We start from the raw sequence: 24,702 nt of genomic DNA on the forward strand, positions 1-24,702 counted from the left end.
CTCAGCGCCCCAGCGGGCGGCGCGGCAGCGGTGAGGAGTAGACGACGCTGGTGGTCACCGAGCCGAGCGTGCCGATCCGGCCCGCCACCTCCTCCAGGTGCCGCATCGAACGGGCGGCGACCTTGATGACGAAGCAGTCCTCGCCCGTCACATGGTGCGCCTCCAGGATCTCGGGCGTCACGGCGACGAGGTCGTGGAACGGCTTGTAGTTCCCGGTCGGGTAGCGCAGCCGTACGAAGGCCAGGATCGGCAGCCCGATCCGCTCCGGATCCACCACCGCCGCGTAGCCCTGGATGACCCCGGCCTCCTCCATGCGGCGCACTCTCTCGGTGACCGCGCTCGCGGACATCGAGACGGCACGGGCGAGTTCGGCGAAACTGGCACGTCCCTCCCGCTGGAGGACGTCGAGGATGCGCCAGTCGGTGGCGTCCGGGGAATACGCGGTCATGGCTGAGAAGTACCAGGGGAATCCCCGGCCGATCAAGGCAGAGGCCGGGGTTCTCCGCTTCAGGTCCGGATCCCGCGGTCGTAGTTTCTCTCCCATGACCACCACCACCGTGAACTCCGTCCTGCGCGTCGCCCCCGCCTCCCCGGCGGAGGCCGCCGCCCACTTCCGCGCGAGCCTCGCCTTCCACACCGATGTCTCCGACGTGGCCGCCGCGCTCGCGGCCGGCGGCGACCCCGGGTTCGTCCTGGTGGACTCCCGTTCCACCGAGGCATGGGACCAGGGCCATGTCCCCGGCGCGGTGCACCTTCCCACCGCGCTCGTCCCCGAGCAGGCCGCGGAGCTCCTGGATCCGTCGGTCCCGGTCGTCACGTACTGCTGGGGCCCAGGCTGCGACGGCGCCACCCGGGCCGCGCTCGCCCTCGCCGAACTCGGCTACCGGGTCAAGGAGATGCTCGGTGGATTCGAGTACTGGGTGCGTGAGGGCTTCGAGTTCGAGACCTGGCGGGGCCGGGAGCGCCGTACCCCCGACCCGCTGACGGCGCCCGTGGGTTCCGGCGACTGCGGATGCTGAACCCCCGGTTCCGGTAAGGGAGCCGGCCCGGTAGGTTCTGCGCATGGTGCGATACGCGGAGCCGGGCACGGTCGAGTGGGTGGAGTCGGGCGGCGGTCCGCTCGTCGCGGTGCCGGAGACGGTGCTGCCGTTCTGGACGGGCGCCGACGGCGAGGAGACGGCCTCGGACTACGACCGGGCCTGCGAGGTGGACGGACTCGTCGGACTCCTCCCGGTCGGCGACGCGACGGCCCTGGTCCTGGGCGACGAGCCCGCCGCGACCGCCTTCCTCCCCGAGCACGGCACCCTCGTCCGCTGGATCGCCGGTGACTCCGAGGCGGAACTCCTGGCGAGCGTCCCGGCCGCGCTGCACACCGCGCGGTGGCGGCCCGAGGCGCACTGGAAGGTGCCCGGCACGGTCGTCCTGTTCGACGCGGCCTGGCCCGGCACCGGCTCCACGGGCACCGACCATGTGAGCCTCGCACTCACCCCGGGCCGTTACGCGGTCCGCGCGGCGCAGGTCCAGCCGGGCCCGGAAACCTGGCTGGTCCTCGTCCAGCTCCGACCGCTGCCCTGACCCGGCGGCCCGCCGTCACGGCGGTCGCGCCCGTGGGCGGCCGACCCCGCCGGCCTCGGTCCGTGCGCACCGTGGACGGCCACGGCGCGCCCGGACCGAGGCCAGGAGCACGGTGGCGGCCGCACCGCCGCGCGGGCGGGGCGTCCGGCCGATATCCGCGTGCGCCGGCCCGCCCGGCCCCGCATCATGGACGATCATGCCCAAGCTCCCGCACCCCGCGCCCGAAGCACTCCGCCGTGACCCCCTGCCCCTGCGGGGCCGGACCGCGCTGGTCACCGGGGCCAGCCGGCGCGGCGGCATCGGTCATGCCGTGGCCCGGCGTCTCGCCGCCTACGGGGCGAGCGTCTACCTGCACCATCATGTGCCGCACGACGCCGCCATGCCCTGGGGCGCCGACCGGACCGAGGCCGTGACCGCCTCCGTGCGCGACGCCCTCGGCGACCCCGACGCGACCGTGCTCGCCGGTCCCGGCGACCTCACCGACCCCGCGGCCCCCGCCGAGTTGCACGCCCGCGCGGCCGAGGCGCTCGGCGGACGGCTCGACATCCTCGTCGCCAACCACGCCCTCAGCGGCTCCGACGGCGACCTCGACACCGTCGACGCCGCCATGCTCGACGCGCACTGGGCCGTCGACGCCCGCTCGGTGCTGCTGCTCGTCCAGGCCCACGCCCGGCACCGCGCCGCCCTGCCGCCGCGCACCCCGGGCGGGCGTGTGGTGATGATGACCTCCGGGCAGGACATCGCCGGCGGTATGCCGGGCGAGATCGCCTACGCCCTCCAGAAGGGCGCGCTCGCCTCCGTCACCCGCTCCCTGGCGACCACGCTGGCCGAGCACGCGGTCACCGTGAACACCGTCAATCCCGGCCCGGTGGACACGGACTACCTGACCGGCGACACCTACGACGCCATCGCCGCCCTCTTCCCCGCGGGCCGCTGGGGCATGCCCGACGACCCCGCCCGCCTCATCGCGTGGCTGGCCACGGACGAGGCGGACTGGATCACCGGTCAGGTCATCGACTCCGAGGGCGGCTTCCGGCGCTGACGGCGCAGGACCGGCTCACAGCGCCGACAGCTCGTCCACCAGGTCGTCCAGACCCAGCGACCCCTGGGACAGCGCGGCCATGTGCCACGCCTTGAGGTCGAAGGCGTCGCCGTGCCGCTCGCGGGCGTTCTCCCGGCCCAGCAGCCACGCCCGCTCGCCGAGCTTGTAGCCGATCGCCTGGCCCGGGATCGTCAGATAGCGGGTCAGCTCGCTCTCCACGAAGTCCGCCGGGCGGCTGCTGTGCGCCCCGAAGAACTCCTCGGCCAGCTCCGGCGTCCAGCGCTCACCCGGGTGGAACGGCGACTCCGCCGGGATCCGGAGCTCCAGGTGCATGCCGATGTCGACGACGACCCGGGCCGCCCGCATCATCTGCGCGTCCAGGTAGCCCAGCCGCTCCTCCGCGTCCGCGAGGAAACCGAGCTCGTCCATCAGCCGCTCCGCGTACAGCGCCCAGCCCTCGGCGTTGGCGCTGACCATGCCGACGGAGGCCTGGTAGCGGGAGAGGTCCTCGGCCATGTGCACCCACTGCGCGAGCTGGAGGTGATGGCCGGGCACGCCCTCGTGGTACCAGGTGGAGACCAGGTCGTAGACCGGGAAGCGGGTCAGGCCCATCGTGGGCAGCCAGGTGCAGCCCGGCCGGGAGAAGTCCTCCGAGGGCTGCGTGTAGTACGGGGCCGCCGCGCTGCCCGCCGGCGCGATCCGCGACTCCACCTTCCGTACCCGCTCGGCGAGGTCGAAGTGCGTGCCGTCCAGGGACTCGATCGCCCGGTCCATCACGCCCTGCAGCCACGCGCGGACCTCGTCGACGCCCTCGATGTGCCGGCCGTGCTCGTCCAGGTGCGCCAGCGCCACCCACGGGGTCGCGGCCCCGGGCAGGATCTTCTCGGCCTCCTGCTTCATCTCGCCCAGCAGCCGGTGGTACTCGGACCAGCCGTACGCGTACGCCTCGTCCAGGTCGAGATCGGTCCCGTTGTAGTAGCGGGCCCAGCGGGCGTACCGCTCCCGGCCCACCGTGTTCGGCGCGCCCTCGACGGCCGGCGCGTACACGTCGCGCATCCAGTCCCGCAGCTCCACGACGGCCGCGGTCGCCGCGCGGGCGCCCTCGTCCAGCTCCGTGCGCAGCGCGTCCGGTCCCGCGGCGGCGAAGTCCTCGAACCAGCCGCGGCCCTCACCGGTGTCCGCCCACTCGCCGAGCTGCCCGACGAACGTCTCCGTCGGGCGTGGAGCCGCGTACAGCTTGCGCTCCAGGCCCAGCGCGAGGGACTCCCGGTAGCCCGCCAGCGCGGCCGGCACCGCGCGCAGCCGCTCGGCGATCGCCGCCCAGTCCTCCTCCGTCCCGGCCGGCGTCACGGTGAACACCTCGCGCACCGAATGCGCGACCGTGCCCAGGTTGCCGACCGCGCGCAGGCCCTCGTCGGCCTCGTGCACGGCGAGTTCCGCGGTGAGCCGCTCGCGCAGCAGGCGGGCGCAGCGGCGCTCGATGTCGCTGTCCGCGCCGGGCCGCCGCTCGGCCTCGTCGAGCCGCGCGAGGGTGGCCCGCTGGAGTTCGGCGACCGCCTCCTGTCCGGCGGGCGAGAGATCGGGCAGCCGGGAGGAGCTCTCCTTCACTCCGAGGAACGTCCCGGTGACCGGGTCGAGGGCGATGAGCTCGTCGACGTAGGTGTCGGCGACCTGACGGGGAAGCGCGCTGTTGGTCTGAGACATGCGGACCATCCTGGTACGCGGCCCCTCGCACGTCACCCGGTTTGAGCTGTGGGCGAAGGCGGCAGCAGGGGGCCGCAGTCCCACTGCTGGAAGATCAGCCGGGTCTCCACGCGGGCCACCTCCCGCCGGGCGGTGAACTCGTCGAGCACCAGCCGTTGCAGATCCGCCATGTCCGCGACCGCGACATGCACCAGATAGTCGTCGGGGCCGGTCAGGTGGAACACGGTCAGTGATTCCGGCAGCGCCCGGATCCGCTCCACGAACGGCCCCACCAGTTCCCGCCGGTGCGGTCTGACCTGCACCGACAGCAGCGCCTGGAGCCCGCGCCCCAGTTTGGCGGGATCCAGCTCCAGCCGGTGCCCGAGGATCACGCCGGAGCGGCGCAGCCGGGTCACCCGGTCCAGACAGGTCGACGGCGCGACCCCGACCTGCGCGGCGAGATCCCGGTACGTCGTCCGGGCGTCGTTCTGCAACAGCCGCAGCAGATGGAGGTCCACCGGATCCAGTACGACAGATTCGGCCACCGGCCGAACGTAGCACGGGGGTCAGCCATCGGTATCCGCTCAGTGTTCACCCTTCCGTCCATGGACTTGGGCATGGACACGCGACGCACCACACGAGCACTCGCCACCGAGGCCGTGCACGCAGGCCGCGACGACCTCGCCGGACTGGGACTGCACGCCCCGCCGATCGACCTGTCGACCACGTACCCCTCGTACGACAGCCGGGCCGAGGCCGCCCGCATCGACGCCTTCGCCACCACCGGAGCCGAGCCGGAGGGCCCGCCCGTCTACGGGCGGCTCGGCAACCCGACCGTCGCCCGTTTCGAGACCGCTCTCGCCCGCCTGGAGGGGACGGAGTCGGCGGTCGCGTTCGCCAGTGGCATGGCCGCGCTCAGCGCCGTCCTGCTGGTCCGCGGCTCGATGGGGTTGCGGCACGTCGTCGCCGTACGCCCCCTGTACGGGTGCAGCGACCATCTGCTGACCGCCGGACTGCTCGGCTCCGAGGTGACCTGGACCGACCCGGCCGGGGTCGCCGACGCGCTGCGCCCCGACACCGGCCTGGTGCTGGTGGAGACCCCGGCCAACCCCACGCTCGCCGAGATCGACCTGCGGGCCGTCGCCCACGCCTGCGGCTCCGTGCCGCTGCTCGTCGACAACACCTTCGCCACGCCGGTCCTCCAGCGCCCGGCCGAGCACGGGGCGCGCCTTGTGCTGCACAGCGCCACCAAGTACCTCGGCGGGCACGGGGACGTACTGGCGGGCGTGGTGGCCTGCGACGAGGAGTTCGCCGGGCGGCTGCGCCAGGTGCGGTTCGCCACGGGCGGCGTACTGCACCCGCTGGCCGGCTATCTGCTGCTGCGCGGCCTGTCGACCCTGCCGGTACGGGTGCGGGCCGCGTCCGCGAACGCCGCCGGACTCGCCGGCCGGCTCACCGCCGATCCGCGCGTGGCCCGGGTGCACTACCCGCGCATCGGCGGGGCGATGGTCTCCTTCGAGGTGCACGGGGACCCGCACGAGGTGATCGCCGGCGTACGCCTGATCACCCCGGCCGTCAGCCTGGGCAGCGTGGACTCCCTCATCCAGCACCCGGCCTCCATCAGCCACCGCATCGTCGACGCCGAGGACCGCAGGGACGCCGGGGTGAACGACCGGCTGCTGAGGCTCTCGGTCGGCCTGGAGGACGTCGAGGACCTGTGGGCCGATCTGGACGCGGCCCTGGGGGAGCGGGCCGGGACGCCCGCACCGGCGGAGGCGTCGGTCCGGGGCTGAGGCCAGGCACACGGGGAGCGGCCCGCCGGGCCGCTCCCCGGACGCCCGCGCGGTGGCCGGGGTCCCGTGCTCGTGGTGTGCCGGCCGGCACGCTGTGGCCGTCGTCCCGTGGCCGCGTGCTCGTGGTGTGCCGGTCGGCACACTGTGATCGTCGTCCCGTGGCCGCGCGGCGGCCGGAGCCCCGTGTCCATACGCTCGCCGTGTGCCGACTGGCGCGTTGTGACCATCGCCCCCGTGCCCGCGCGGTGGCCATGGCCTCGCGTTCGCGTGTGACGGGCTACGACCGGCCGACCCGTTCGCCGTGCTCCCGCCCCTCCTCCGCGCGGCGGTCCGGTACGGCGTCCAGGCGGGCCGTGACGACCAGCGTGCCCTCCTCGATCTGGTAGTCGAGCGGCAGCCCCAGGCCGCGCATCGCGGCGACCATGCCGGTGTTCGACGCCTGCGTCACGGCGTACACCTGGGCGCAGCCGTCCTCGGCCGCCATCGCCACCAGCCGGGAGAGCAGCTCGGCGCCGATGCCCCGGCGCTGCCAGGCGTCCTCCACGACCAGCGCGACCTCGGTCTCGTCGCCGTCCCACAGCAGATGGCCGAGGCCGACGATGCGGCCCGAGGCGGTCTGCGCGGCGAGCGTGCGGCCGAAGCGCGGGCTGAGCAGGTGGTTCAGATAGCGGTCGGCGTCGCCGACCGGCCCGTGGTACCGCATGCGCAGGGTCTCGGTGGAGCACCGCTCGTGCATCGCCCGCGCGGCCGCCAGATCGCCGGTGTCCGCGCGGCGCACGGAGACGGCACTGCCCTCGGGCAACGTGAGGACGTCACGGCCGCGCGGGATCCGCGGACCGAGCCGGGCGTCCAGCTCCACGAGTGCCCGCGCGCGGGCGAACTCGGTGGGTGTGAACGGCAGATACGGCCGCTCCACGGTGATCACCCCGCCCTCCGGGGCGCGCAGCCGGATCACGGTGTCCTCCAGGGTGCCCTCCTCGGGCACGGTCGTGGCCGCCCGGTGACCGCCGCCCGGCAGGGAGCGGATCGTGCACCGGCCCAGCAGCTGGCGCAGCGCGAGCGGCAGTTCGGCCGCGTCCTGTGCGGTGCGGGCGGCCAGCCCGAGGACCCGGGTCGGCGCGTCCACCAGATCGTGGGCGTCGGCCCGCTCGGTCCAGGTGTCCGCACCTCCGGCGAGCGACACGGCGGTGACGAGGTCCGTCCCCTCCGGCGCCCGCAGCAGGAACTCGTCGATGGTGTCCTCGCCCAGCGGGTGCGTCTGCAGGCTCAGGATGTCGACCCGCAGCTCGGCCAGCGCCGTGCAGAGCGTGGCCAGCGCGCCCGGTTCGTCCTTCACCGTCGTCCGCATCCGCCACAGCACGCTGCCCCCGGCCACGGCGGAGGGCGGCGGGGCATCGCCGGTATCGTGCGCCGGCGGTGCGTGGCCGTGGCGGCGTACCCACCATGCGTGGAACGCCGCCGTGCACCGTGCGGCGAGTCCGGCCGGGTCCCGGCGGCCGTTCGTGGGGCCGCCGTGCGGGGTGTTCGTCACTTCAGACATGTCTCGACTCATACAGCCACTGTGAAGGAACCGTGTTTCGTGATCACGAACGTACTGTGACTGATGGGTAAAGCGCGCTTCTGTCCGTTTTGTTGAGTCGCTGACCGAAGTTACTGACCGACCAGGCCCGGCCGCAGCGTCTTCGTGAACAGCACGGTGCCGTCCTGCTCCCGCATCCGCACCGTCAACTCGCCGCTGTCGCCGTCGATGTCGACCTCGCCGAAGAACTGGTAGCCGCCGGCGGGTGAGACGTTCGAGGCGCTCGGCGCCTTCACCCACACCCGCTCCGGGCCGAAGGTGCCGTCGAGCGCGCTGGCCGGGAAGGCGCCCGCGTTCAGCGGACCGGAGACGAACTCCCAGAACGGCTCGAAGTCGTCGAACGCGGCCCGCGAGGGCTGGTAGTGCTGCGCCGAGGTGTGGTGCACGTCGGCCGTCAGCCACACCGTGCCGGTGATCCGCCGGTGCTTGACGAACCGCAGCAGCTCCGCGATCTGCAGCTCCCGCCCCAGCGGCGCCCCCGGGTCGCCCTGGGCCACCGCTTCGACGTGTCGACTGCCCTCGGTCGTGTCGGGCACGACGAGACCGATCGGCATGTCGGCGGCGATCACCTTCCACACCGCCCGCGACCGCGACAGCTCCCGCTTGAGCCAATCCAGTTGCTCCCGCCCGAGGATGCCCTGCGGGTCCACGGTCTGGTCACCGGAGGAGTTGGCGTTGCGGTACGTCCGCATGTCCAGCACGAACACGTCGAGCAGCGGCCCCTGCCGCAGCACCCGGTACACCCGGCCCTCCCGGGCGCCCGGCCGCAGCGTGGACATCGGGAAGTACTCGCCGAACGCGCGCCGCGCGCGGGCCGCCAGCACGTCGACGCTCTTCTCCGTGTACCGGGCGTCCGTGTCGGCGATCCGCTGGCCCGGGTACCAGTTGTTGCGCACCTCGTGGTCGTCCCACTGCACGATGGACGGCACCTGGGCGTTGAACCGGCGCAGGTTCTCGTCGAGCAGGTTGTAGCGGAAGTTGCCCCGGAACTCGGCCAGGGTCTCGGCGACCTTCGACTTCTCCTCGGTGGTGACGTTCCGCCAGACGCTGCCGTCCGGCAGGGCGGCGGTCGCGGAGACGGGGCCGTCGGCGTAGACGGTGTCCCCGCTGAACAGGAAGAAGTCGGGGTCGAGCCGCGCCATCGCGTCGAAGATGCGGTAGCCGCCGAAGTCGGGATTGATGCCCCAGCCCTGTCCCGCCAGGTCGCCCGACCACAGGAACCGCACACCGTCCCGGCGCCGGGCGGCGACCGTGCGGAACGTGCCGGTGACCGGCTCGCCGGTGCGGCGCGGGTCGTCGGGGTCGGCGAGCAGCACCCGGTAGTGGATCTGCTCGCCGGACGGCAGCCCGCGCAACCGGGTCGTTCCGGTGAAGTCGGTGCCCGCGCCGAGCAGCGGACCGTGCCATCTGCGCGGACGGCGGAACGACTCGGTCGCCGACGTCTCGACGATCATCCGCGCCGGACGGTCGGAGCGCACCCACACCAGCCCCGAGTCACGGGTGACGTCGCCGGTCTGCACGCCCCATTCGGCCCGCGGGCGCCCGGAGAGGGCGAAGGCGGGCGCCGCGCCGAGCGCGGTGGGCAGGGTCAGGGCCGCCGAGGCGGCGAGCGAGCCGCGCAGCACGGCGCGACGGCCGGGGAGCGGACGGTGTGACATGGATGCGCCTCCAGGGACGGGATCCGGCCAGTGTGCGCAACCACACCTACGCGGGCGGCGCGGCGCGCACACCAACCCCGGGTGAACAATCGATCACACGCGCGGGCGAGCGGGTGCCTGTCCGGCGGTGGCCTCCGCCATGAGACGGACACCTTCACGGATCCGCGCGGGCGTCATGTGCGCGTAGCCCAGCACGAGCCGTACGCCCTCCTCCGGCTCCTCGCGGTGGGCGTGGTCCGTGAGCGGGCGCACCGCGACACCGGCGGCCGCCACCCGCGCGAGGAAGCGTTCTCGCGGCCCGTAGCGTCCGGGCAGCGAGACGATGACGTGCAGCCCCGCCGCGATCCCGGAGACCCCGGCGCCCGGGAAGTGCTCCCCGAGCGCGGAGACCAGGGCGTCGCGCCGCTCGCGGTAGGCGCGCTGGCAGCGGCGCAGCTGACGGTCGTAGTCGCCGCGTTCCAGGAGCCGGGCGAACAGCGCCTGGTCCAGGGTGGGGTGGCCGAGGTCCATGGTGCGCTTGCGCTCCACCACCTCCTCGGCCCACCCCTGCGGCACCAGCAGCCAGCCGAGCCGCAGCCCGGGGGCGAGGGACTTGCTGACCGAGCCGGTGTAGGCCACGTGCTCGGGGTCGAGCCCCTGAAGGGCGCCGACGGGCGCCCGGTCGTAGCGGAAGTCGCCGTCGTAGTCGTCCTCCAGGACGATCCCGTCCACGGACCGGGCCCAGTCGAGCAGTTCGGCCCGGCGCCGCGCGGAGTACGCGATGCCGGTGGGGAACTGGTGCGCCGGCGTCACGACGGCCGCCCGCGCCCCGGAGGCCCGCAGCGGCGCCATGACGAGCCCTTCGCCGTCCACCGGTACGGGTACGGCGGTGACCCCGGCGGCGGCGTACAGGGACTCGTGCTGCGGGCTGCCGGGGTCCTCCACGGCGACGGCGCGCAACCCGCGTGCGTGGAGGGCGAATCCGAGCAGCGCCATCGCCTGCGCCACTCCGGATACCACCACGATCCGCTCGGGATCGGCCACCACACCCCGGCGCCGCGCGAGCAGTCCGGCCAGCGCCGTGCGCAGCCGGGGCAGCCCGCGCGGATCGGGATACCCCAGCTCCTGGTGCGGAAGGTCCGCGAGCACGCCGCGCTGCGCCGCCGCCCATGCCGCGCGGGGGAACAGCGACAGATCGGGGGTGCCGGGGACGAAGTCCGCGCGGGTGCCGGGGGTGCGCGGGGCGAGGTCGTGGGCGCGCGGGCGGGCGGCCCGTACCGCCGCCCCCACCCACGTCCCGGCGCCCCGGCCGGAGCGGAGATAACCCTCCGCCGTCAGCTGCTCGTACGCCTCCGTGATCAGCCCCCGCGACACACCGAGGTCGGCGGCCAGGTCACGGCTCGACGGCAGCCGGGTCCCCGGCGCGAGCCGCCCCGACCGCACCGCCTCGCGCAGCGCGGCCTGCAGCGAACGGCCACGCGCGCGGGCCGGTGCGGAGGCGGCGGGCAGCAGCAACTCCCAGGCGGAGGAGGCGGCGGGCCCCTCGGGGCCGGTCTGCGGTGACGTCATGACAGGGCCACACTAGGCCGTCCGGGGGTACGTTCCCGCCCTCAGCGACTGCCGTCGAGGATGACGCGCGCGACCAGCGCCGGGTCGTCGTTCATCGGGACGTGACCGCAGCCGGGCAGCCGGACCAGCCGGGCCCGGGGGATGATCCGCTTGGCGCGGACGCCCTGCCGGGGGATCAGCAGCCGGTCCCGGGCGCCCCAGGCGACGGTCACCGGGATGCCGGGCACGTCGTCGGTGAACCGTACGGCGGTGCCCGCGCGGAGGGTCTCGGCGAAACCGGTGGCCCCGGCGAGCGCGAGCGTCTCGGCGACCACGGCCTCGGGGGAACGGCGCCCGGGACGGGCGTAGATGGTGCTGGTCAGCGCCGCCCGGCCGGCCGCGGAGCGGGCGAGGCGCTCGACCAGCGGAAGCGGCATCCGCTCCGCGATCCGCCGCATGCCGATCAGCACGCCGAAGGCGTACCGCCGCTCGGCCTGCGTCCAGAAACCCGCCGGGGACAGGGCGGTGACGGACCGTACGAGCCGTTTGCGGCCGAGTTCCAGGGCCAGCAGGCCGCCGAGCGAGTTGCCCGCGACATGCGGTCGGTCGAGCTCCAGCTCCTCGCACAGGGCGCCCAGGGCGGCGTTCATGGTCGGCAGGTCGTGGGCGAGGCCGTCGGGCAGCGACGGGGAGGCGCCGAAGCCGGGCAGGTCCACGGCGATCACCTCGCGCTCGGTCGCCAGGATGTCCACCACCGGGTCCCAGGCCTGGCGGTGATGGCCGATGCCGTGCAGCAGGAGCAGCGGTTCGCCGCGGCCCACGCGCGCGTAGGACAGGGTCACGGACTGCGGGCCGAGGGGAGAGGTGACCTTGAAGGAGACGGTCGCGGACATGAGGGTGCTCCTCGTCTGGGACTCGCGGAAACGGACGCCGCCCGGCGTCGTAGACAGCTTGTCAGCAATTGCTACCGACGGGTAGCCCCGCGGTCGGTGTGTCCCGCCGGCCGGCGGCCGGTGCCGCCTGGACACGGCCGCGCGGGTCGGCTGGGATGGTGCCGTGACCACCGACACCGTGACCGATGTCTTCGAGGAACACCGCCCCGTCCTCCTGGGGGTCGCCTACCGCATGCTGGGCCGGGTGGCCGACGCGGAGGACGTGGTGCAGGACGCGTGGCTGCGCTGGTCGGGCGGCGACCGGACCGAGGTGTGCGAACCGCGCGGCTACCTGGTGCGCGTCACCACCCGCCTCGCCATCGACCGGCTGCGCCAGATCAAGGCGCGCGGCGAGACGTACGTCGGCCCGTGGCTTCCCGAGCCCTACGTCACCGACTTCGGCGACACCGTCCCGGACGCCGCCGGGCGGGCCGTCCTCGCCGACTCCGTCTCCCTCGCCGTCCTCGTCGTCATGGAGTCCCTGTCGCCCCTGGAACGCGCGGTGTTCGTACTGCGGGAGGCGTTCGGCTACCCGTACGCCGACATCGCGGCCGTGCTCGACCGCGGCGAACCGGCCGTGCGTCAACTCGCCGGCCGCGCCCGCAGACACGTCGAGGAGCGCCGCCCGCGCTACGAGGTCGACCCCGCCCGGCGCCGCGACCTCACCGAACGCTTCCTGGCCGCGGCGGCCGACGGAGACCTGGAGGGCCTGCTGCGACTGCTCGCCCCCGACGCGCGTCTGGTCGGCGACAGCGGCGGCAAGTCGCGCGCCCCGCTGCGGGTCCTGGAGAGCGCCGACCACGTGGGGCGCTTCCTCCTCGGCGTCGCCCGCAAGGGCGTGCCGGACCTCGCCTTCCGCTTCCTTGAGCTCAACGGCGGCCCCGCGGCGCTCGTCCTGTCCGGTGACAAGCCCGACTCCGTCGTCCAGCTCGACGTCGCCGACGGGCGCGTCCGGACGGTGTACGTCATCCGCAATCCCGACAAGCTGCGTTCGCTCGCCGAGGTCCGGTAGGAGTCCCCGCACCGAAGCCCCCGTCGCGACGAGGGCCCGTCGTCGTGCCCGATTGGTATTGACCAAGGGTGAGGGGCGCCTTATGGTCGCAGATAAGTGAAACAACCTTTAATAAACAAGGGCGCTAAAACGCGGCCGGACACGGCGATCGTGGAGGACAGGGTGGGGACCACGCAGCTGGAAACGGTGCCGGAACCGAAGTACTGGCACCTCAGGACCGTGCTCAGCGAGGCGCTGGACTCGGAGTTCTCCGTGGGCGAGATCCTGCCCAACGAGCGCGACCTCGCCGCCCGCTTCGGCGTCGCCCGCGCCACGCTCCGGCAGGCCCTGGAGCAGCTCGAACTCGAAGGCAGGCTGCAGCGCCGCCGCGGTGTGGGCACGACGGTCGCCCCGCCGCGCATGGGCGTGTCCGTCGGCGCGGCACAGCACGCCTGGCCCGGCGGGCCGCACGACGCCTGGCAGACCCTCGACTGTGCGCCCGAGGTACCGCCCGCCGCCGTCGCCGAGACGCTGGTGACCGGCCGCGACGAGTCCGTGCACGTCGTGCGGCGCTCCCGCGTCTCCCAGGGCCAGCCCGTCGCCGCCGAACTCCTCTACATCCCGGCGGACTCGGTACCGGACCTGTCCGGCATCGACGCGCCGTCCGGTACCGCACGCGCGCGTGCGGTACTGCGGGAACTGCAGCGCCTGGAGCTGGAGCGGCAGGAGAACGCGGTGGAGCTCGGCTCCGCCCGCGCGGACGACGCGCGCGAACTGGACCGCCTGCCCGGCGCGCCCGTCCTCGTCGTCACCACCCGCTTCATCGCCCGCGGCCGCACCGCCGCGCTCTCCGTGGCCACGTACCGCGCGGACACCTGCCGCCTGACCTTCGGTGACTCCGGTGGCGTCGAGATCCACCACGGCCCGGAACGCCACGCGTCCTGACCCCACCCCCCCCATAGCCGCGTGCCGCGGCGCCGCCGTAGCCACCCCGCAGCCGAGGGCAGCCGCACCGCCGTAGCTGCGGGCAGTCGTGCCGCTGGGGCGGCACGGGTGGGCGCAGCGGCACCCCTCCAGCGGGGCGAGCGCAAACCCACCCCCGCTCAGCCGCCGCCGGGGTGTCCACTGGGCGGGGGTGTCACGCAGCCCGGCGTTCGCGGGGTGCCGTCGCGCCCACCCGTGCCGCCCTGCGGCACGACTGCCCGCGGGAGCGGGGACGCGGGGACGGGGAGCCGGCCCCCCGGGCGCTGGGCGCCGATGCGGCGTGCCCGCTACCGGCGGGCCGTCACCGTGCCGTCCACCGCGAAGAGTTGGCCCTCCACGTGGTCGAGGGCCAGGCGCACCGCACCCGTGGCGACCACCGCCTCACCGAGGTGGGACAGGGTGACCTTCGGCGGGCGCAGACAGTAGCGGGCCAGTTCGCGGCGCAGCGGCTCCAGGACGCCGTCCAGGCCGGCCGCCCAGCCGCCGATCACGACCAGTTCCGGGTCGAGGGCCAGCACCAGCGCCGCCACGTCGTGGACGAGCCGGCGGATGAACCGGTCCATGGCCGCCAGCGCCCGCTGGTCGCCCTCGCGGGCCTGCGCGAACACCTCGGCGACCGCCTGCTCGTCGAGCGGGTGCAGCGGCTCGTCCGTGGTGGACAGCAACGTCTCGGGGGTCGCCTCCCGGCCCAGCAGATGCAGCGCCCCGATCTCCCCGGCCGCCCCGCCGTACCCCCGGTGCAGCCGCCCGCCGATCAGCGATCCGGCGCCCGGACTCAGCCCGGCCAGCACGAACACCACGTCGTCGGTCCCCCGGGCGGCGCCCTTCCAGTGCTCGGCGACGACCGCCGCGTTGGCGTCGTTCTCCACCAGCACCGGACACTTGAAGGACCGGCTCAGCCGCTCGCCGAGGCCGAGGCCCGTCCAGCCGGGCAGCGCCGTGCCCAGCCGCACCGTGCCGTCCGCCTCCACGATCCCCGGCGTGCCCACGCCCACGGCCCGCAGCGAGCCGCGCGGGACACCGGCCCGCCGCAGCAGCTCCGCGACGGCCGTGCTGATCCGCTCCAGCCGCTCGTCGGCGTCGACCGTCTCGTCGACGTCCCGCGCCTGCGCGCCGATCACCCGGCCGTCCAGATCGGCCAGCAGCGCGGCCACCCGGTGCGCGCCGATCTCCAGACCGAGCAGATGCCCGGCCTCCGCCCGGAACCGGAACCGCCGCGCCGGCCGCCCCTGCCGCCGCGCGGCACCCTCCTCGGCCGCCGTCTCCACCACGAGACCCGCCTCGACGAGCCCCTCCACGACGCCCTCGACGGTCGGCCGGGACAGCCCCGTCACCCGGGTCACCTCGGTCAGCGTCGCGCAGTCCGTCGCCCGCAACGCGTGCAGCACCACCGCGGAGTTGATCCTTCGCAGCAGCGAGGGGTCCCCGCCGGTCAGCCGACCCACCGTCCGTCCTCCCAGCTCGTGCGCGTGTTGGGCGGATCGTACTCGGCGCCGCGGACCCCGGCGACCTCCGGGCACGGCCGCCCCGGGGGCGCGGGTTCAGCCCGGCGCCACGAAGCCCGACTCGTAGGCCGCGATCACCGCCTGGGTCCGGTCGCGCGCCCCCAGCTTCGCCAGCACGGCGCTCACATGGGACTTCACGGTCTCCGTCCCCACCACCAGTCGCGCGGCGATCTCCGCGTTGGTCAGGCCCCGCGCCATCAGCCGCAGTACCTCCCCCTCGCGGTCGGTCAGCCGCGCCCGCTCCAGCACGTCGCGCGCCGCGCGGTTGCCGTCGCCGTCGGCGTACTCGGCCGCGAGCCGGCGCACCGAGGCGGGGAAGAGCAGCGACTCGCCCTCGGCGACCAGCCGCACCGCGTGCACGATCTCCGCGGGCCGTGCCCGCTTCAGCAGGAACCCGTCGGCGCCCGCGCGCAGCGCCCCGTACACGTACTCGTCGTTCTCGAACGTCGTCACGACGAGGATCTTCGGCGGCGCGTCGACCGTCCGCAGCAGCGCCCGCGTGGCCTCGATCCCGTCCAGCAGCGGCATGCGTACGTCCATGGCGACCACGTCCGGCCGCAGTTGCCGTACGAGCGGAATGACCGCCGCACCGTCGGCCGCCTCCCCGACGACCTCGATGTCCGGCTGCGCCTCCAACACGGCCCGCAGACCCGCGCGTACGAGGGGTTCGTCGTCGACGAGCAGAACGGTGACCGGCATGCGGCCAGCGTAGATCAGCGCAACGGCAGCTCCACCCGCACCCGCCAGTCACCCCGGTCGGGACCGGTCTGCGCCCGCCCGCCCAGCAGCGCCGCGCGCTCGCGTATGCCGCGCAGACCGCTGCCCCGGCCGGGCCCGGGTACCGCCCCGGTGAGCGGATTGCGGACCTCCAGGCCGAGCGAGCCGTCGTCGACCGCGATACGGACCCGCACGGGGACGGCGCCCGCGTGCCGCAGCACATTGGTCAGGGCCTCCTGGAGGATGCGGTACCCCTCGCGGGAGACCGGCCCGGGCACGGTGTCCAGGGGCCCGGTCACGGCGACGTCGACCTCCGCGCCGGAAGCCCGCGCGGACTCCAGCAGCCGGTCGGCGTCCGTGAGGGCAGGCCGGCCGCCGGCCGGCCTCCCGGACTCGCGCAGGACGCCGAGGACCCGCTCCAGGTCCTCCAGCGCGGCCCGGCCGGTCTCCTCGATGGCGTCCAGCGCCCGCTCGGTGAAGGCGGGATCGCCGGCCGCGCGGGCGGCGCCCGCCTGCACGACGGCCACGGTCAGGGCGTGACCGATGGAGTCGTGGAGCTCCCGGGCGATACGGGTGCGCTCCAGGAGCCGCTCGGTGCGTTCCTCCATGGCGGCCAGCCGCTCGGCGGGGGAGGGGCCGAGCAGACGGCGGGCCAGCGCCGTGATCAGCCGGCCCGAGCCGACCACGGTCGCCGCCAGGGTCACCGACACCAAGGGCAGCAGGAGTACGTGCCACCGGCTGTGGCCTTCGAGGAGGAACGACTCGCCGGAGGCCGTGTCCCCGCCGAACGCCGCCGCCCCCAGGTCCACCGCGGCCATGAGCAGGTTCGCGGTGAACACGGAGGTCGCGCAGCCGATCAGCAGCCGTGCCTGAAGCCATACGACGAGCCTGCCCCGGTCGCTCCAGGAGGCGGACGGCGCGACGACGATGCCGGCGCTGTCGCTGTCGCTGTCGTGCCGCTGACCGGTCAGCAGCAGCCTGGCCTGCAACCCCTCCACGGTGCGCATCGCGGGCACCAGCCCGACGGGCACGAGCACCAGGGCCGCCGCCACCCAGGTCCACCACGCCTCCTCGAGGAACAGCCACATCGACGGCCACACGATCGCGATGAACAGATGCAGCAATCGTGTGTACGTCACCGTCCGGCCGAACGGGCGCAGCAAGCGGATCATGCCGTCATCGTGCCAGCCGCCACGGACGACGGACCTCCCCCGCGCGGGGGAGACGATCTCCACCGGCGGGTGAGGCCCCGCCCCCGTACGAGCCGTCACGCTGCTGCCATGACCAGCATCGACGTCCAGGACCTCACCAAGGAGTACGGCACCCGGCGAGCCGTCGACCACCTCACCTTCCGCGTCCTGCCCGGCCGCGTCACCGGCTTCCTCGGCCCCAACGGCGCCGGCAAGTCCACCACCATGCGCCTGGTGCTCGGCCTCGACCACCCCACGTCCGGCTCCGCCACCCTCGGCGGACGCGCCTACGCCGCCTTCGAGGAACCCCTGCGCCAGGTCGGCGCCCTGCTCGACGCGCAGGCCGCGCACGGCTCCCGCACCGGCCGCGACCATCTGCGCGTCCTGGCGGCGAGCCACCGCATCCCGGACCGCCGGGTCGACGAGGTGCTGGAGGAGACCGGCCTGGGCCCCGCGGGGCGCCGCCGGGTGCGGACCTACTCCCTGGGCATGCGCCAGCGGCTGGGCATCGCCGCCGCGCTGCTCGGCGACCCGGAGGTGATCATGCTCGACGAGCCCTCCAACGGCCTCGACCCCGAAGGCATCGTGTGGATCCGCACCCTGCTGCGCCGGCTCGCGGACGAGGGGCGGACCGTCCTGGTCTCCAGCCATCTGATGAACGAGACCGCCTCCTTCGCCGACCACCTCGTCGTCCTCGGACGGGGCCGGCTCCTCGCCGACACCCCGATGCGGGAGTTCGTCGCCGCGCGCGTGCGCCCCACGGTCCGTATCCGCACCTCCGACCCCACCGCCCTCAGAAGGGTCCTCGCCGGGCACGGTCACGACGCCGTGGAACACCCGGACGGCCACTGGACCGTGCCGGACGCGCGCGTGGACGACATCGGACGCCTCGCCTCCGCCGCCGGGGTGCCGATCCTCGAACTCACCGCGGACGAGGGCACGCTGGAACAGGCCTATCTGGACCTGACCGCCGCCGAGACCGAGTTCGCCGCACTGCCCCAGGAGGCCTGACCATGCAGTTCGCACCCGTGCTCCACGCCGAGTGGCTGAAGATCCGCACCGTCCGTTCGCTCCCCGGGGCCCTGGTCGCGCTGTTCGCCGCGACCACGGCGTTCTCCGCGATCGCCGGGTCGGACGGAGCGTCGGATCCGGAGTCCGACCCGCTGTTCACCGCCCTGTCCGGTGTCACACCGGGCCAGATCGCCGCCATCTCCTTCGGAGCCATGGCCGTATCGGCGGAGTACCACAACGACGCCCTGCGGCTCTCACTGGCCGCGGTCCCGCGGCGCGGACGCTGGTTCGCCGCGAAGGCCACGGCGATCGCCGTCCCCACGCTGGCCGTGAGCCTGCTGACCGCCCCGGCCGCTCTCCTCGTGGCGCGGGTGGGGCTCGGCGGGGCGGCGAGCGGCCTCACCCCGGCCGAGCAGATCCGGGGCGTCGTGGGCTGCGCCGTCTACCTCACGCTGATGGCCCTGTTCGCCGCGGGCCTCGCTACCCTGCTGCGCAGCGGCGTGGCCACGCTGTCCGTGCTGATCCCCTTCATCCTCGTCGTGTCCTTCGTGATCGGCGACGCGGCCGGCACCGTCGCCGACTTCCTGCCCGACCGGGCCGGACAGGTGGTCCTGCACGAGACCCACGACGGAACACTCGGCCCCTGGTCGGGACTGGCGGTGACCGCGCTGTGGACGGCCGCCGCGCTGGCGGCCGGGGCGTGGAGCCTGCGCCGCCGCGACGCCTGACCGGAAGTCGGCCGACGCCCCGCCGACCGCCCGTGCCGGCGGGTTTACTGGGCCCATGAACATCGCCCGGCACATCGCCCTCATCGACGAGCTGTGCTTCCGTCCCTTCCCGGCGGAGCACGGCCCGTCGGACGTCGGCTTCGGGGGACCGGGCCACCATGTCGCCGTACTGGAGACCGAGGACGGCCCGGACGGGGACCCCGCGCGGCGGGCGGTCACGGTGGACCGGTTCGAGAAGGACCACGACGCCGTGTACGAGGTGCTGGCCTCGCGCTGGGGAGACACCGGCCCCTGGAACCCGCGCGCCGGGCGGAAGGAGGTGCCCGAGCCGTGGGCCTGGCTCGCCGACCGCGCCGGCGTGGCCCGGGTGTGGGAGGTGCAGGGCACCGGCCGCTGGGTCGCCGTCGCGGTCGCCGACCGGGACCCGGACGACGCGATCCGACTGCTGGCGGTGGTCACGGAAACGCCCCCGCGCTGACCACCGGCCGTCACTGCCCGGCCGCGGCCTCCCGCAGCCGGCCGAACTCCTCCGCCAGCGTCGCCGGCGTCCAGTGCGCGTTCAGCCCGCTCGGATTGGGCAGCACCCACACGCGGGTGTCGCCGATCGTCCGCTCCTGCGGTCCGATCCGGGCTTTCCTGTCGTCGAACGCCGCGCGGTACGCGGTGACCCCCACCACGGCCAGCCACCGCGGCCGCAGCCGGGCCACCTTCAGGGCGAGCAGCCGCCCGCCCTCCCGGTACTCCTCGGCGCTCAGCTCGTCGGCCCGCGCGGTCGCCCGCGCCACCACGTTGGTGATCCCGAGCCCGTACGACAGCAGCTCCCGCTGCTCGGACGGCAGCAGCAGCCGGGGCGTGAAACCGGAGCGGTGCAGCGCCGGCCAGAAGCGGTTGCCGGGACGGGCGAAGTGGTGGCCGGTCGCGGCCGTCATCAGACCGGGGTTGATGCCGCAGAACAGCACGCGCAGGCCGTCCGCGACCACGTCCGGTACGAGACGGTCGCGGGCGGCCTCCAGCTCCTCCTGGGTGAAGCGCGTCAGAGGATCGCCCCGGGGGTGTACCCGGCGGCCTCCGGGTGCCGCTTGACGATCTCGTCGACGCGGCCGACCACGGTGGCGACCTGGTCGCCCGCGGCGCCGGTGAAGGACAGCTTGTCCGCCATCAGCGCCTCCAGCTCCGCGCGGCCGAGCGGCAGCCGCTCGTCGGCGGCGAGCTTGTCGAGGAGGTCGTTGCGCTCGGCGCCCCGCTCCCGCATGGCGAGGGCGGTGGCGACGGCGTTCTCCTTGATCGCCTCGTGCGCGACCTCACGGCCGACGCCCGCGCGCACGGCGCCCATCAGCACCTTGGTGGTGGCGAGGAACGGCAGGTAGCGGTCCAGCTCCCGGGTCACGACCGCCGGGAAGGCACCGAACTCGTCGAGCACCGTCAGGAACGTCTCCAGCAGCCCGTCCAGCGCGAAGAACGCGTCGGGGAGGGCCACCCGGCGCACCACCGAGCAGGACACGTCGCCCTCGTTCCACTGGTCGCCGGCCAGCTCACCGGTCATCGAGGCGTAGCCGCGCAGGATCACCATCAGGCCGTTGACGCGCTCGCAGGAGCGGGTGTTCATCTTGTGCGGCATCGCGGACGAGCCGACCTGGCCCGGCTTGAAGCCCTCGGTCACCAGCTCGTGCCCGGCCATCAGCCGGATCGTCTTCGCCAGCGACGACGGCGCGGCGGCGAGCTGCACCAGCGCGGTGACGACCTCGTAGTCCAGCGAGCGCGGGTAGACCTGGCCGACGCTGGTGAACGCCTGCGCGAAGCCCAGGTGCCCGGCGATCCGCCGCTCCAGCTCCGCGAGCTTGCCCGCGTCGCCGCCGAGCAGGTCCAGCATGTCCTGTGCGGTGCCGACCGGGCCCTTGATGCCGCGCAGCGGGTAGCGGCCCAGCAGCTCCTCCACCCGGCCGTACGCGACGAGCAGCTCGTCGGTGGCGGTGGCGAACCGCTTGCCGAGGGTGGTGGCCTGCGCGGCCACGTTGTGCGAGCGGCCGGCCATGACCAGCTCGCCGTACTCACCGGCCAGCTTGCCCAGCCGGGCCGCCACGGCGACCGCGCGGTCGCGGATCAGCTCCAGCGAGAGCCGGATCTGCAGCTGCTCGACGTTCTCGGTGAGGTCGCGGGAGGTCATCCCCTTGTGCACGTGCTCGTGCCCGGCGAGGTCGTTGAACTCCTCGATCCGCGCCTTCACGTCGTGCCGGGTGACCTTCTCGCGCTCGGCGATCGAGGTCAGGTCGACGGTGTCGAGGACACGCTCGTAGTCGGCGATCGCCGCGTCGGGCACCTCGATGCCGAGGTCCTTCTGGGCCCGCAGCACGGCGAGCCAGAGCTGCCGCTCCAGCCTCACCTTCTGCTCGGGCGACCAAAGCGTGGCGAGCTCGGCGGAGGCGTAGCGTCCGGCGAGGACGTTCGGGATACGGGGCTTGGCGGGCGCAGCAGTCACGTACAGGGAGTCTACTGGCGATTCCTGCAGGCCGGCGCCACCGGGTGGCCTGGAGGAAAGCACAAGGCGGCGCTACAGGCCCTCGTACGGCAGCAGCTCCGGGCGCTTCGGCGGCAGGCCGTCGCCCGAGGAGCGGCCGGTGAGGCGGCGGCCGATCCACGGCAGCAGGTGCTGCCGAGCGAACCGGGCGTCCGCGACCCGCCGGGCCATCCAGCGCGGCGGCAGCGTCGCCTCCGGGGGCAGATGCCACTCGGGGTCCTCCGGCGCGTGGCCCAGCGTCTGCCAGACCGCCTCCGCGACCCTGCGGTGCCCGTCCGCGGTCAGGTGCAGCCGGTCCACGTCCCACAGCCGGGGGTCGGCGAGCGACGGCGCCCCGTACAGGTCGACGACCAGCGCGCCGTGCTTCTCGGCGAGCTCGTCGACACACTCGAACAGCGCCTCCATGCGCGGGCGGAAGCGCTCCAGGACCGGCCCCTGGCGGCCGGGGCTGCGCATCAGCACCAGCTGCCCGCAGTGCGGTGCCAGCCGCTCCACGGCCTCGGTCAGCAGATCCCGCACCCTCCCCATGTCGCACTTGGGCCGCAGGGTGTCGTTGAGCCCGCCGACCAGGGTGACGACGTCGGCCCGCATGGCGGCGGCGACCTCGACCTGCTCGTCGACGATCTGCTGGATCAGCTTGCCGCGCACCGCGAGGTTGGCGTACCGGAAACCGGGAGTGCCGGCCGCCATCCGGTCGGCGAGGAGGTCGGCCCAGCCCCGGTAGGTGCCGTCGGGAAGGAGGTCCGACATGCCTTCGGTGAAGGAGTCGCCGAGGGCGACGAGGCTGCTGTACGAGGGAGTGGGATCAGTCTGCATGGCGACACAGATGGTATCCCGCGGCACATACCCGTCGGTCGGTCGCCCTCCCCCGTGCTCAGGCCCGCTGCCCGAACAGCTCCTGCAGCACGTCCTCCATGGTCACCAGCCCGGCCAGCCGCCCGTCGGTCCCGAGGACGGCCGCCAGATGCGTACGGCTGCCCCGCATGGCGGTGAGGACGTCGTCCATCGGCGTGCTCTCCCGCACCCGCGCGATGGACCGCATGTCGCCCAGCCGGAACGGCAGGTCCCGCGGCGAGGTGTCGAGGGCGTCCTTCACATGCAGGTAGCCGACGATCCGCCGCTGCTCGTCCACCACCGGGAAGCGGGAGAACCCGAACTCCGCCGACAGCCGTTCCAGCCCCTCCGGGGTGACCCCCACACTCGCGTAGACGACGCGCTCCAGCGGCATCACCACGTCCCGCACGGGCCGCCGGCCCAGCTCCAGCGCGTCGTGCAGCCGTTCCCGCGCGCGGTCGTCGATGAGGCCCGCCTCGCCGGAGTCCTTCACGATCTGGGCCAGCTCGGAGTCCGAGAAGGACGCGACGACCTCGTCCCGGGTCTCGACCCGCATCAGCTTCAGCAGCGCGTTGGCGAACGCGTTGATCGTGAAGATCACCGGGCGCAGCGCGCGGGACAGCGCCACCAGCGGCGGACCCAGCACCAGGGCGCTGCGCACCGGCTCGGCGAGCGCGATGTTCTTCGGCACCATCTCGCCGAGCAGCATGTGCAGATACGTCGCGAGCGCCAGCGCGATCACGAACGACACCGCGTGCCCCGCGCCCTCCGGGACACCCACCGCGTGGAACACCGGTTCCAGCAGATGCGCGATGGCCGGCTCGGCGACGATGCCGAGGACCAGCGTGCACAGTGTGATGCCGAGCTGAGCGGCCGCCATCAGCGCGGACACGTGCTCCAGACCCCACAGCACGCTCTTCGCGCGCCGGTCGCCCTTGTCGGCGTACGGTTCGATCTGGCTGCGGCGGACCGAGATCAGCGCGAACTCGGCGCCGACGAAGAAGGCGTTGACGACCAGCGTCGCCAGACCGATCAGCAGCTGTACGACGGTCATCGCCGTGCCCCCCTGTCATCCGTGGTCCCGGCCGTCCGCCGTTCCGTCGTCCGCTGTTCCGCCGCGTGCCGGTCGTCCAGGGGCGCGTGCAGCAGAACGCGTGCCGCGCGGCGGCCGGTGGCGTCCACCACGTCCAGGCGCCAGCCGGCGACCTCGAAGGTGTCGCCGGCGGCCGGTATCCGGCCCAGCTCGGCCGCCACGAGTCCGGCGAGGGTCTCGTACGGCCCCTCCGGCGCGCGCAGGCCGACCCGGGCGAGCTGGTCCACCCGCGCGAAGCCGTCGGCCGAGAACAGGGCGCGCCCGCTCTCGTCGGTGCCGGCCCGGGCCAGGTCGGGGGTCTCGTGCGGGTCGTGCTCGTCGCGGACCTCGCCGACGACCTCCTCGACGATGTCCTCCAGCGTGGCCACACCGGCCGTGCCGCCGTACTCGTCGATCACCACGGCCATGGTGCGCCGCCCGGAGAGCCGGTCGAGGAGACGGTCGACGGTGAGCGATCCGGGGACCAGCAGCGGCTCGCGCATCAGCTCCGACACGGGCACCCGGGCGCGGCGCTCCGCGGGCAGTGCCAGTACGTCCTTGACGTGCGCGGTGCCGACGACCGCGTCGAGGGTGTCGCGGTAGACGGGGAACCGGGACAGCCCGGTCGCCCGGGTCACGTTGGCCACGTCCTCACAGGTGGCGTGCACGTCCAGCGCGATGACCTGGACGCGCGGTGTCATCACGTTCTCGGCGGTGAGGTCGGCGAGGTTCAGCGTGCGGACGAAGAGCTCGGCGGTGTCCGGCTCCAGGGCGCCCTCCCTGGCGGAGTGCCGGGCGAGCGCCGCGAGTTCCTGTGGTCCGCGCGCGGACTCCAGCTCCTCGGCGGGCTCCACGCCGAGGCGGCGCACTATGCGGTTGGCCGTGTTGTTCAGGTGCGTGATGAACGGGCGGAAGACGGCGCTGAACCAGCGCTGCGCGTTGCCCACCCGTCTGGCGACGGCCAGCGGCGAGGAGATCGCCCAGTTCTTGGGCACCAGCTCGCCGACCACCATCAGGAACACCGTCGACAGGGCCGTGCCGATCACCAGGGCGAGGGAGCTCGCCACCGAAGCGGAGACGCCGATGTCCTCCAGCGGGCCCGCGATCAGCGCGGCTATCGACGGTTCGGCCAGCATGCCGACCACCAGGTTGGTGACCGTGATGCCGAGCTGCGCGCCGGAGAGCTGGAAGGTCAGGTTCCGTACGGCCTTGAGGGCGCCCGCGGCCCCCCGCTCGCCGCGCTCGACGGCCCGCTCCAGCTCGGCCCGCTCGACCGTGGTGAGGGAGAACTCGGCCGCGACGAAGGCGCCGCAGGCGAGCGAGAGCAGGATCGCCGCCAGGAGGAGGAGCACTTCGGTCATCGGGT

At 74.0% G+C, this 24,702-nt stretch carries 24 protein-coding genes; 9 read left to right on the top strand and 15 right to left on the bottom strand.

Going from position 1 to position 24,702, the window contains the following annotated elements; all coding sequences use genetic code 11:
• Position 1: 1 nt before the first annotated feature.
• Positions 2-448, bottom strand: a complete 447-nt coding sequence (locus ACIA6T_RS19600) for an Lrp/AsnC family transcriptional regulator (RefSeq protein WP_385197724.1) — start codon at positions 446-448, stop codon at positions 2-4.
• Between the two features lie 94 nt (positions 449-542).
• Here ACIA6T_RS19600 and ACIA6T_RS19605 point away from each other — a divergent pair, with 94 nt between their 5' ends.
• From ACIA6T_RS19605 to ACIA6T_RS19615, 3 genes are all read left to right on the top strand, one after another.
• On the top strand, positions 543-1,019 hold the full coding sequence (locus ACIA6T_RS19605; RefSeq protein ID WP_399447741.1) for a rhodanese-like domain-containing protein: 477 nt from the start codon (positions 543-545) through the stop codon (positions 1,017-1,019).
• Between the two features lie 43 nt (positions 1,020-1,062).
• Positions 1,063-1,575 (top strand): immunity 21 family protein, encoded by a 513-nt coding sequence (locus ACIA6T_RS19610; RefSeq protein ID WP_399447742.1) that lies wholly within the window; start codon positions 1,063-1,065, stop codon positions 1,573-1,575.
• A gap of 196 nt (positions 1,576-1,771) precedes the next feature.
• Positions 1,772-2,617, top strand: coding sequence for an SDR family oxidoreductase (locus tag ACIA6T_RS19615; protein WP_399447743.1), 846 nt, complete (start codon positions 1,772-1,774; stop codon positions 2,615-2,617).
• 15 nt (positions 2,618-2,632) lie between these two features.
• On the opposite strand, the gene ACIA6T_RS19620 is transcribed toward ACIA6T_RS19615, so the two are convergent.
• Both ACIA6T_RS19620 and ACIA6T_RS19625 read right to left on the bottom strand, forming a co-directional pair.
• Positions 2,633-4,321, bottom strand: coding sequence for a DUF885 domain-containing protein (locus tag ACIA6T_RS19620; protein WP_399447744.1), 1,689 nt, complete (start codon positions 4,319-4,321; stop codon positions 2,633-2,635).
• Between the two features lie 32 nt (positions 4,322-4,353).
• A complete protein-coding gene (locus ACIA6T_RS19625; RefSeq protein ID WP_399447745.1) occupies positions 4,354-4,845 on the bottom strand; it encodes an Lrp/AsnC family transcriptional regulator in 492 nt (163 codons plus the stop codon).
• Positions 4,846-4,917: 72 nt separating this feature from the next.
• On the opposite strand from ACIA6T_RS19625, the gene ACIA6T_RS19630 reads away from it, so the two are divergent.
• Positions 4,918-6,093, top strand: a complete 1,176-nt coding sequence (locus ACIA6T_RS19630; protein WP_399447746.1) for a trans-sulfuration enzyme family protein — start codon at positions 4,918-4,920, stop codon at positions 6,091-6,093.
• A 277-nt stretch (positions 6,094-6,370) separates the two neighbouring features.
• Here ACIA6T_RS19630 and ACIA6T_RS19635 read toward each other — a convergent pair whose 3' ends face one another.
• The 4 genes from ACIA6T_RS19635 to ACIA6T_RS19650 form a co-directional block, all read right to left on the bottom strand.
• Positions 6,371-7,633 carry a GNAT family N-acetyltransferase gene (locus ACIA6T_RS19635; protein ID WP_399447747.1) on the bottom strand — a complete coding sequence of 421 codons (1,263 nt, stop codon included), beginning with the start codon at positions 7,631-7,633 and terminating at the stop codon, positions 6,371-6,373.
• Positions 7,634-7,743: 110 nt separating this feature from the next.
• Positions 7,744-9,330: an alkaline phosphatase D family protein gene (locus ACIA6T_RS19640; protein ID WP_399447748.1), complete on the bottom strand. Its 1,587-nt coding sequence runs from the start codon at positions 9,328-9,330 to the stop codon at positions 7,744-7,746.
• Positions 9,331-9,423: 93 nt separating this feature from the next.
• A complete protein-coding gene (locus ACIA6T_RS19645; protein WP_399447749.1) occupies positions 9,424-10,878 on the bottom strand; it encodes a PLP-dependent aminotransferase family protein in 1,455 nt (484 codons plus the stop codon).
• Between the two features lie 41 nt (positions 10,879-10,919).
• Positions 10,920-11,750, bottom strand: coding sequence for an alpha/beta fold hydrolase (locus ACIA6T_RS19650; protein ID WP_399447750.1), 831 nt, complete (start codon positions 11,748-11,750; stop codon positions 10,920-10,922).
• A gap of 163 nt (positions 11,751-11,913) precedes the next feature.
• On the opposite strand from ACIA6T_RS19650, the gene ACIA6T_RS19655 reads away from it, so the two are divergent.
• A complete protein-coding gene (locus tag ACIA6T_RS19655; protein ID WP_399447751.1) occupies positions 11,914-12,801 on the top strand; it encodes an RNA polymerase sigma-70 factor in 888 nt (295 codons plus the stop codon).
• Positions 12,802-12,963: 162 nt separating this feature from the next.
• Positions 12,964-13,725: a GntR family transcriptional regulator gene (locus ACIA6T_RS19660; protein ID WP_399447752.1), complete on the top strand. Its 762-nt coding sequence runs from the start codon at positions 12,964-12,966 to the stop codon at positions 13,723-13,725.
• Between the two features lie 326 nt (positions 13,726-14,051).
• Here the strand turns inward: ACIA6T_RS19660 and ACIA6T_RS19665 are convergent, their stop codons facing one another.
• The 3 genes from ACIA6T_RS19665 to ACIA6T_RS19675 form a co-directional block, all read right to left on the bottom strand.
• Positions 14,052-15,209 carry an ROK family transcriptional regulator gene (locus tag ACIA6T_RS19665; protein ID WP_399447753.1) on the bottom strand — a complete coding sequence of 386 codons (1,158 nt, stop codon included), beginning with the start codon at positions 15,207-15,209 and terminating at the stop codon, positions 14,052-14,054.
• Positions 15,210-15,305: 96 nt separating this feature from the next.
• Positions 15,306-15,968 (bottom strand): response regulator transcription factor, encoded by a 663-nt coding sequence (locus tag ACIA6T_RS19670; RefSeq protein ID WP_073934654.1) that lies wholly within the window; start codon positions 15,966-15,968, stop codon positions 15,306-15,308.
• Between the two features lie 14 nt (positions 15,969-15,982).
• A complete protein-coding gene (locus ACIA6T_RS19675) occupies positions 15,983-17,158 on the bottom strand; it encodes a sensor histidine kinase (RefSeq protein ID WP_399447754.1) in 1,176 nt (391 codons plus the stop codon).
• Between the two features lie 108 nt (positions 17,159-17,266).
• On the opposite strand from ACIA6T_RS19675, the gene ACIA6T_RS19680 reads away from it, so the two are divergent.
• The 3 genes from ACIA6T_RS19680 to ACIA6T_RS19690 are packed head-to-tail and all read left to right on the top strand — an operon-like array spanning position 17,267 to position 19,393.
• Positions 17,267-18,187, top strand: coding sequence for an ABC transporter ATP-binding protein (locus ACIA6T_RS19680; RefSeq protein ID WP_399447755.1), 921 nt, complete (start codon positions 17,267-17,269; stop codon positions 18,185-18,187).
• Between the two features lie 2 nt (positions 18,188-18,189).
• Complete coding sequence (locus ACIA6T_RS19685) at positions 18,190-18,915, top strand: ABC transporter permease (RefSeq protein WP_399447756.1); 726 nt, start codon at positions 18,190-18,192, stop codon at positions 18,913-18,915.
• Positions 18,916-18,970: 55 nt separating this feature from the next.
• A complete protein-coding gene (locus ACIA6T_RS19690) occupies positions 18,971-19,393 on the top strand; it encodes a hypothetical protein (protein ID WP_399447757.1) in 423 nt (140 codons plus the stop codon).
• Between the two features lie 10 nt (positions 19,394-19,403).
• Here ACIA6T_RS19690 and mug read toward each other — a convergent pair whose 3' ends face one another.
• The 5 genes from mug to ACIA6T_RS19715 all read right to left on the bottom strand — a co-directional run bounded on the left by mug (position 19,404) and on the right by ACIA6T_RS19715 (position 24,697).
• The gene (gene mug / locus ACIA6T_RS19695; RefSeq protein WP_399447925.1) at positions 19,404-19,952 is read right to left on the bottom strand and encodes a G/U mismatch-specific DNA glycosylase; all 549 of its coding nucleotides are present in this window, start codon (positions 19,950-19,952) and stop codon (positions 19,404-19,406) included.
• On the bottom strand, positions 19,949-21,391 hold the full coding sequence (purB, locus tag ACIA6T_RS19700) for an adenylosuccinate lyase (RefSeq protein ID WP_399447758.1): 1,443 nt from the start codon (positions 21,389-21,391) through the stop codon (positions 19,949-19,951). The genes mug and purB overlap by 4 nt, the downstream gene beginning before the upstream one ends.
• Before the next feature lie 72 nt (positions 21,392-21,463).
• Positions 21,464-22,246: an SGNH/GDSL hydrolase family protein gene (locus ACIA6T_RS19705; protein WP_399447759.1), complete on the bottom strand. Its 783-nt coding sequence runs from the start codon at positions 22,244-22,246 to the stop codon at positions 21,464-21,466.
• Between the two features lie 58 nt (positions 22,247-22,304).
• Positions 22,305-23,318, bottom strand: a complete 1,014-nt coding sequence (locus ACIA6T_RS19710; protein WP_399447760.1) for a hemolysin family protein — start codon at positions 23,316-23,318, stop codon at positions 22,305-22,307.
• Entirely contained in the window at positions 23,315-24,697 is a 1,383-nt protein-coding gene (locus ACIA6T_RS19715) for a hemolysin family protein (RefSeq protein WP_399447761.1), read from the bottom strand. Before ACIA6T_RS19715 ends, ACIA6T_RS19710 begins: the two co-directional genes overlap by 4 nt.
• Positions 24,698-24,702 lie beyond the last annotated feature (5 nt).

Source organism: Streptomyces sp. NPDC051740 (assembly GCF_044453165.1).
Classification (GTDB): domain Bacteria; phylum Actinomycetota; class Actinomycetes; order Streptomycetales; family Streptomycetaceae; genus Streptomyces; species Streptomyces atrovirens.

Excerpts from the sequence above, each read along its gene's own strand:
- ACIA6T_RS19600 (WP_385197724.1), bottom strand. The coding sequence starts at position 448 with ATGACCGCGTATTCCCCGGACGCCACCGACTGGCGCATCCTCGACGTC.
- ACIA6T_RS19605 (WP_399447741.1), top strand. The coding sequence starts at position 543 with ATGACCACCACCACCGTGAACTCCGTCCTGCGCGTCGCCCCCGCCTCC.
- ACIA6T_RS19610 (WP_399447742.1), top strand. The coding sequence starts at position 1,063 with ATGGTGCGATACGCGGAGCCGGGCACGGTCGAGTGGGTGGAGTCGGGC.
- ACIA6T_RS19615 (WP_399447743.1), top strand. The coding sequence starts at position 1,772 with ATGCCCAAGCTCCCGCACCCCGCGCCCGAAGCACTCCGCCGTGACCCC.
- ACIA6T_RS19620 (WP_399447744.1), bottom strand. The coding sequence starts at position 4,321 with ATGTCTCAGACCAACAGCGCGCTTCCCCGTCAGGTCGCCGACACCTAC.
- ACIA6T_RS19630 (WP_399447746.1), top strand. The coding sequence starts at position 4,918 with ATGGACACGCGACGCACCACACGAGCACTCGCCACCGAGGCCGTGCAC.
- ACIA6T_RS19635 (WP_399447747.1), bottom strand. The coding sequence starts at position 7,633 with ATGTCTGAAGTGACGAACACCCCGCACGGCGGCCCCACGAACGGCCGC.
- ACIA6T_RS19640 (WP_399447748.1), bottom strand. The coding sequence starts at position 9,330 with ATGTCACACCGTCCGCTCCCCGGCCGTCGCGCCGTGCTGCGCGGCTCG.
- ACIA6T_RS19645 (WP_399447749.1), bottom strand. The coding sequence starts at position 10,878 with ATGACGTCACCGCAGACCGGCCCCGAGGGGCCCGCCGCCTCCTCCGCC.
- ACIA6T_RS19650 (WP_399447750.1), bottom strand. The coding sequence starts at position 11,750 with ATGTCCGCGACCGTCTCCTTCAAGGTCACCTCTCCCCTCGGCCCGCAG.
- ACIA6T_RS19670 (WP_073934654.1), bottom strand. The coding sequence starts at position 15,968 with ATGCCGGTCACCGTTCTGCTCGTCGACGACGAACCCCTCGTACGCGCG.
- ACIA6T_RS19675 (WP_399447754.1), bottom strand. The coding sequence starts at position 17,158 with ATGATCCGCTTGCTGCGCCCGTTCGGCCGGACGGTGACGTACACACGA.
- ACIA6T_RS19680 (WP_399447755.1), top strand. The coding sequence starts at position 17,267 with ATGACCAGCATCGACGTCCAGGACCTCACCAAGGAGTACGGCACCCGG.
- ACIA6T_RS19685 (WP_399447756.1), top strand. The coding sequence starts at position 18,190 with ATGCAGTTCGCACCCGTGCTCCACGCCGAGTGGCTGAAGATCCGCACC.
- ACIA6T_RS19690 (WP_399447757.1), top strand. The coding sequence starts at position 18,971 with ATGAACATCGCCCGGCACATCGCCCTCATCGACGAGCTGTGCTTCCGT.
- ACIA6T_RS19705 (WP_399447759.1), bottom strand. The coding sequence starts at position 22,246 with ATGCAGACTGATCCCACTCCCTCGTACAGCAGCCTCGTCGCCCTCGGC.
- ACIA6T_RS19710 (WP_399447760.1), bottom strand. The coding sequence starts at position 23,318 with ATGACCGTCGTACAGCTGCTGATCGGTCTGGCGACGCTGGTCGTCAAC.
- ACIA6T_RS19715 (WP_399447761.1), bottom strand. The coding sequence starts at position 24,697 with ATGACCGAAGTGCTCCTCCTCCTGGCGGCGATCCTGCTCTCGCTCGCC.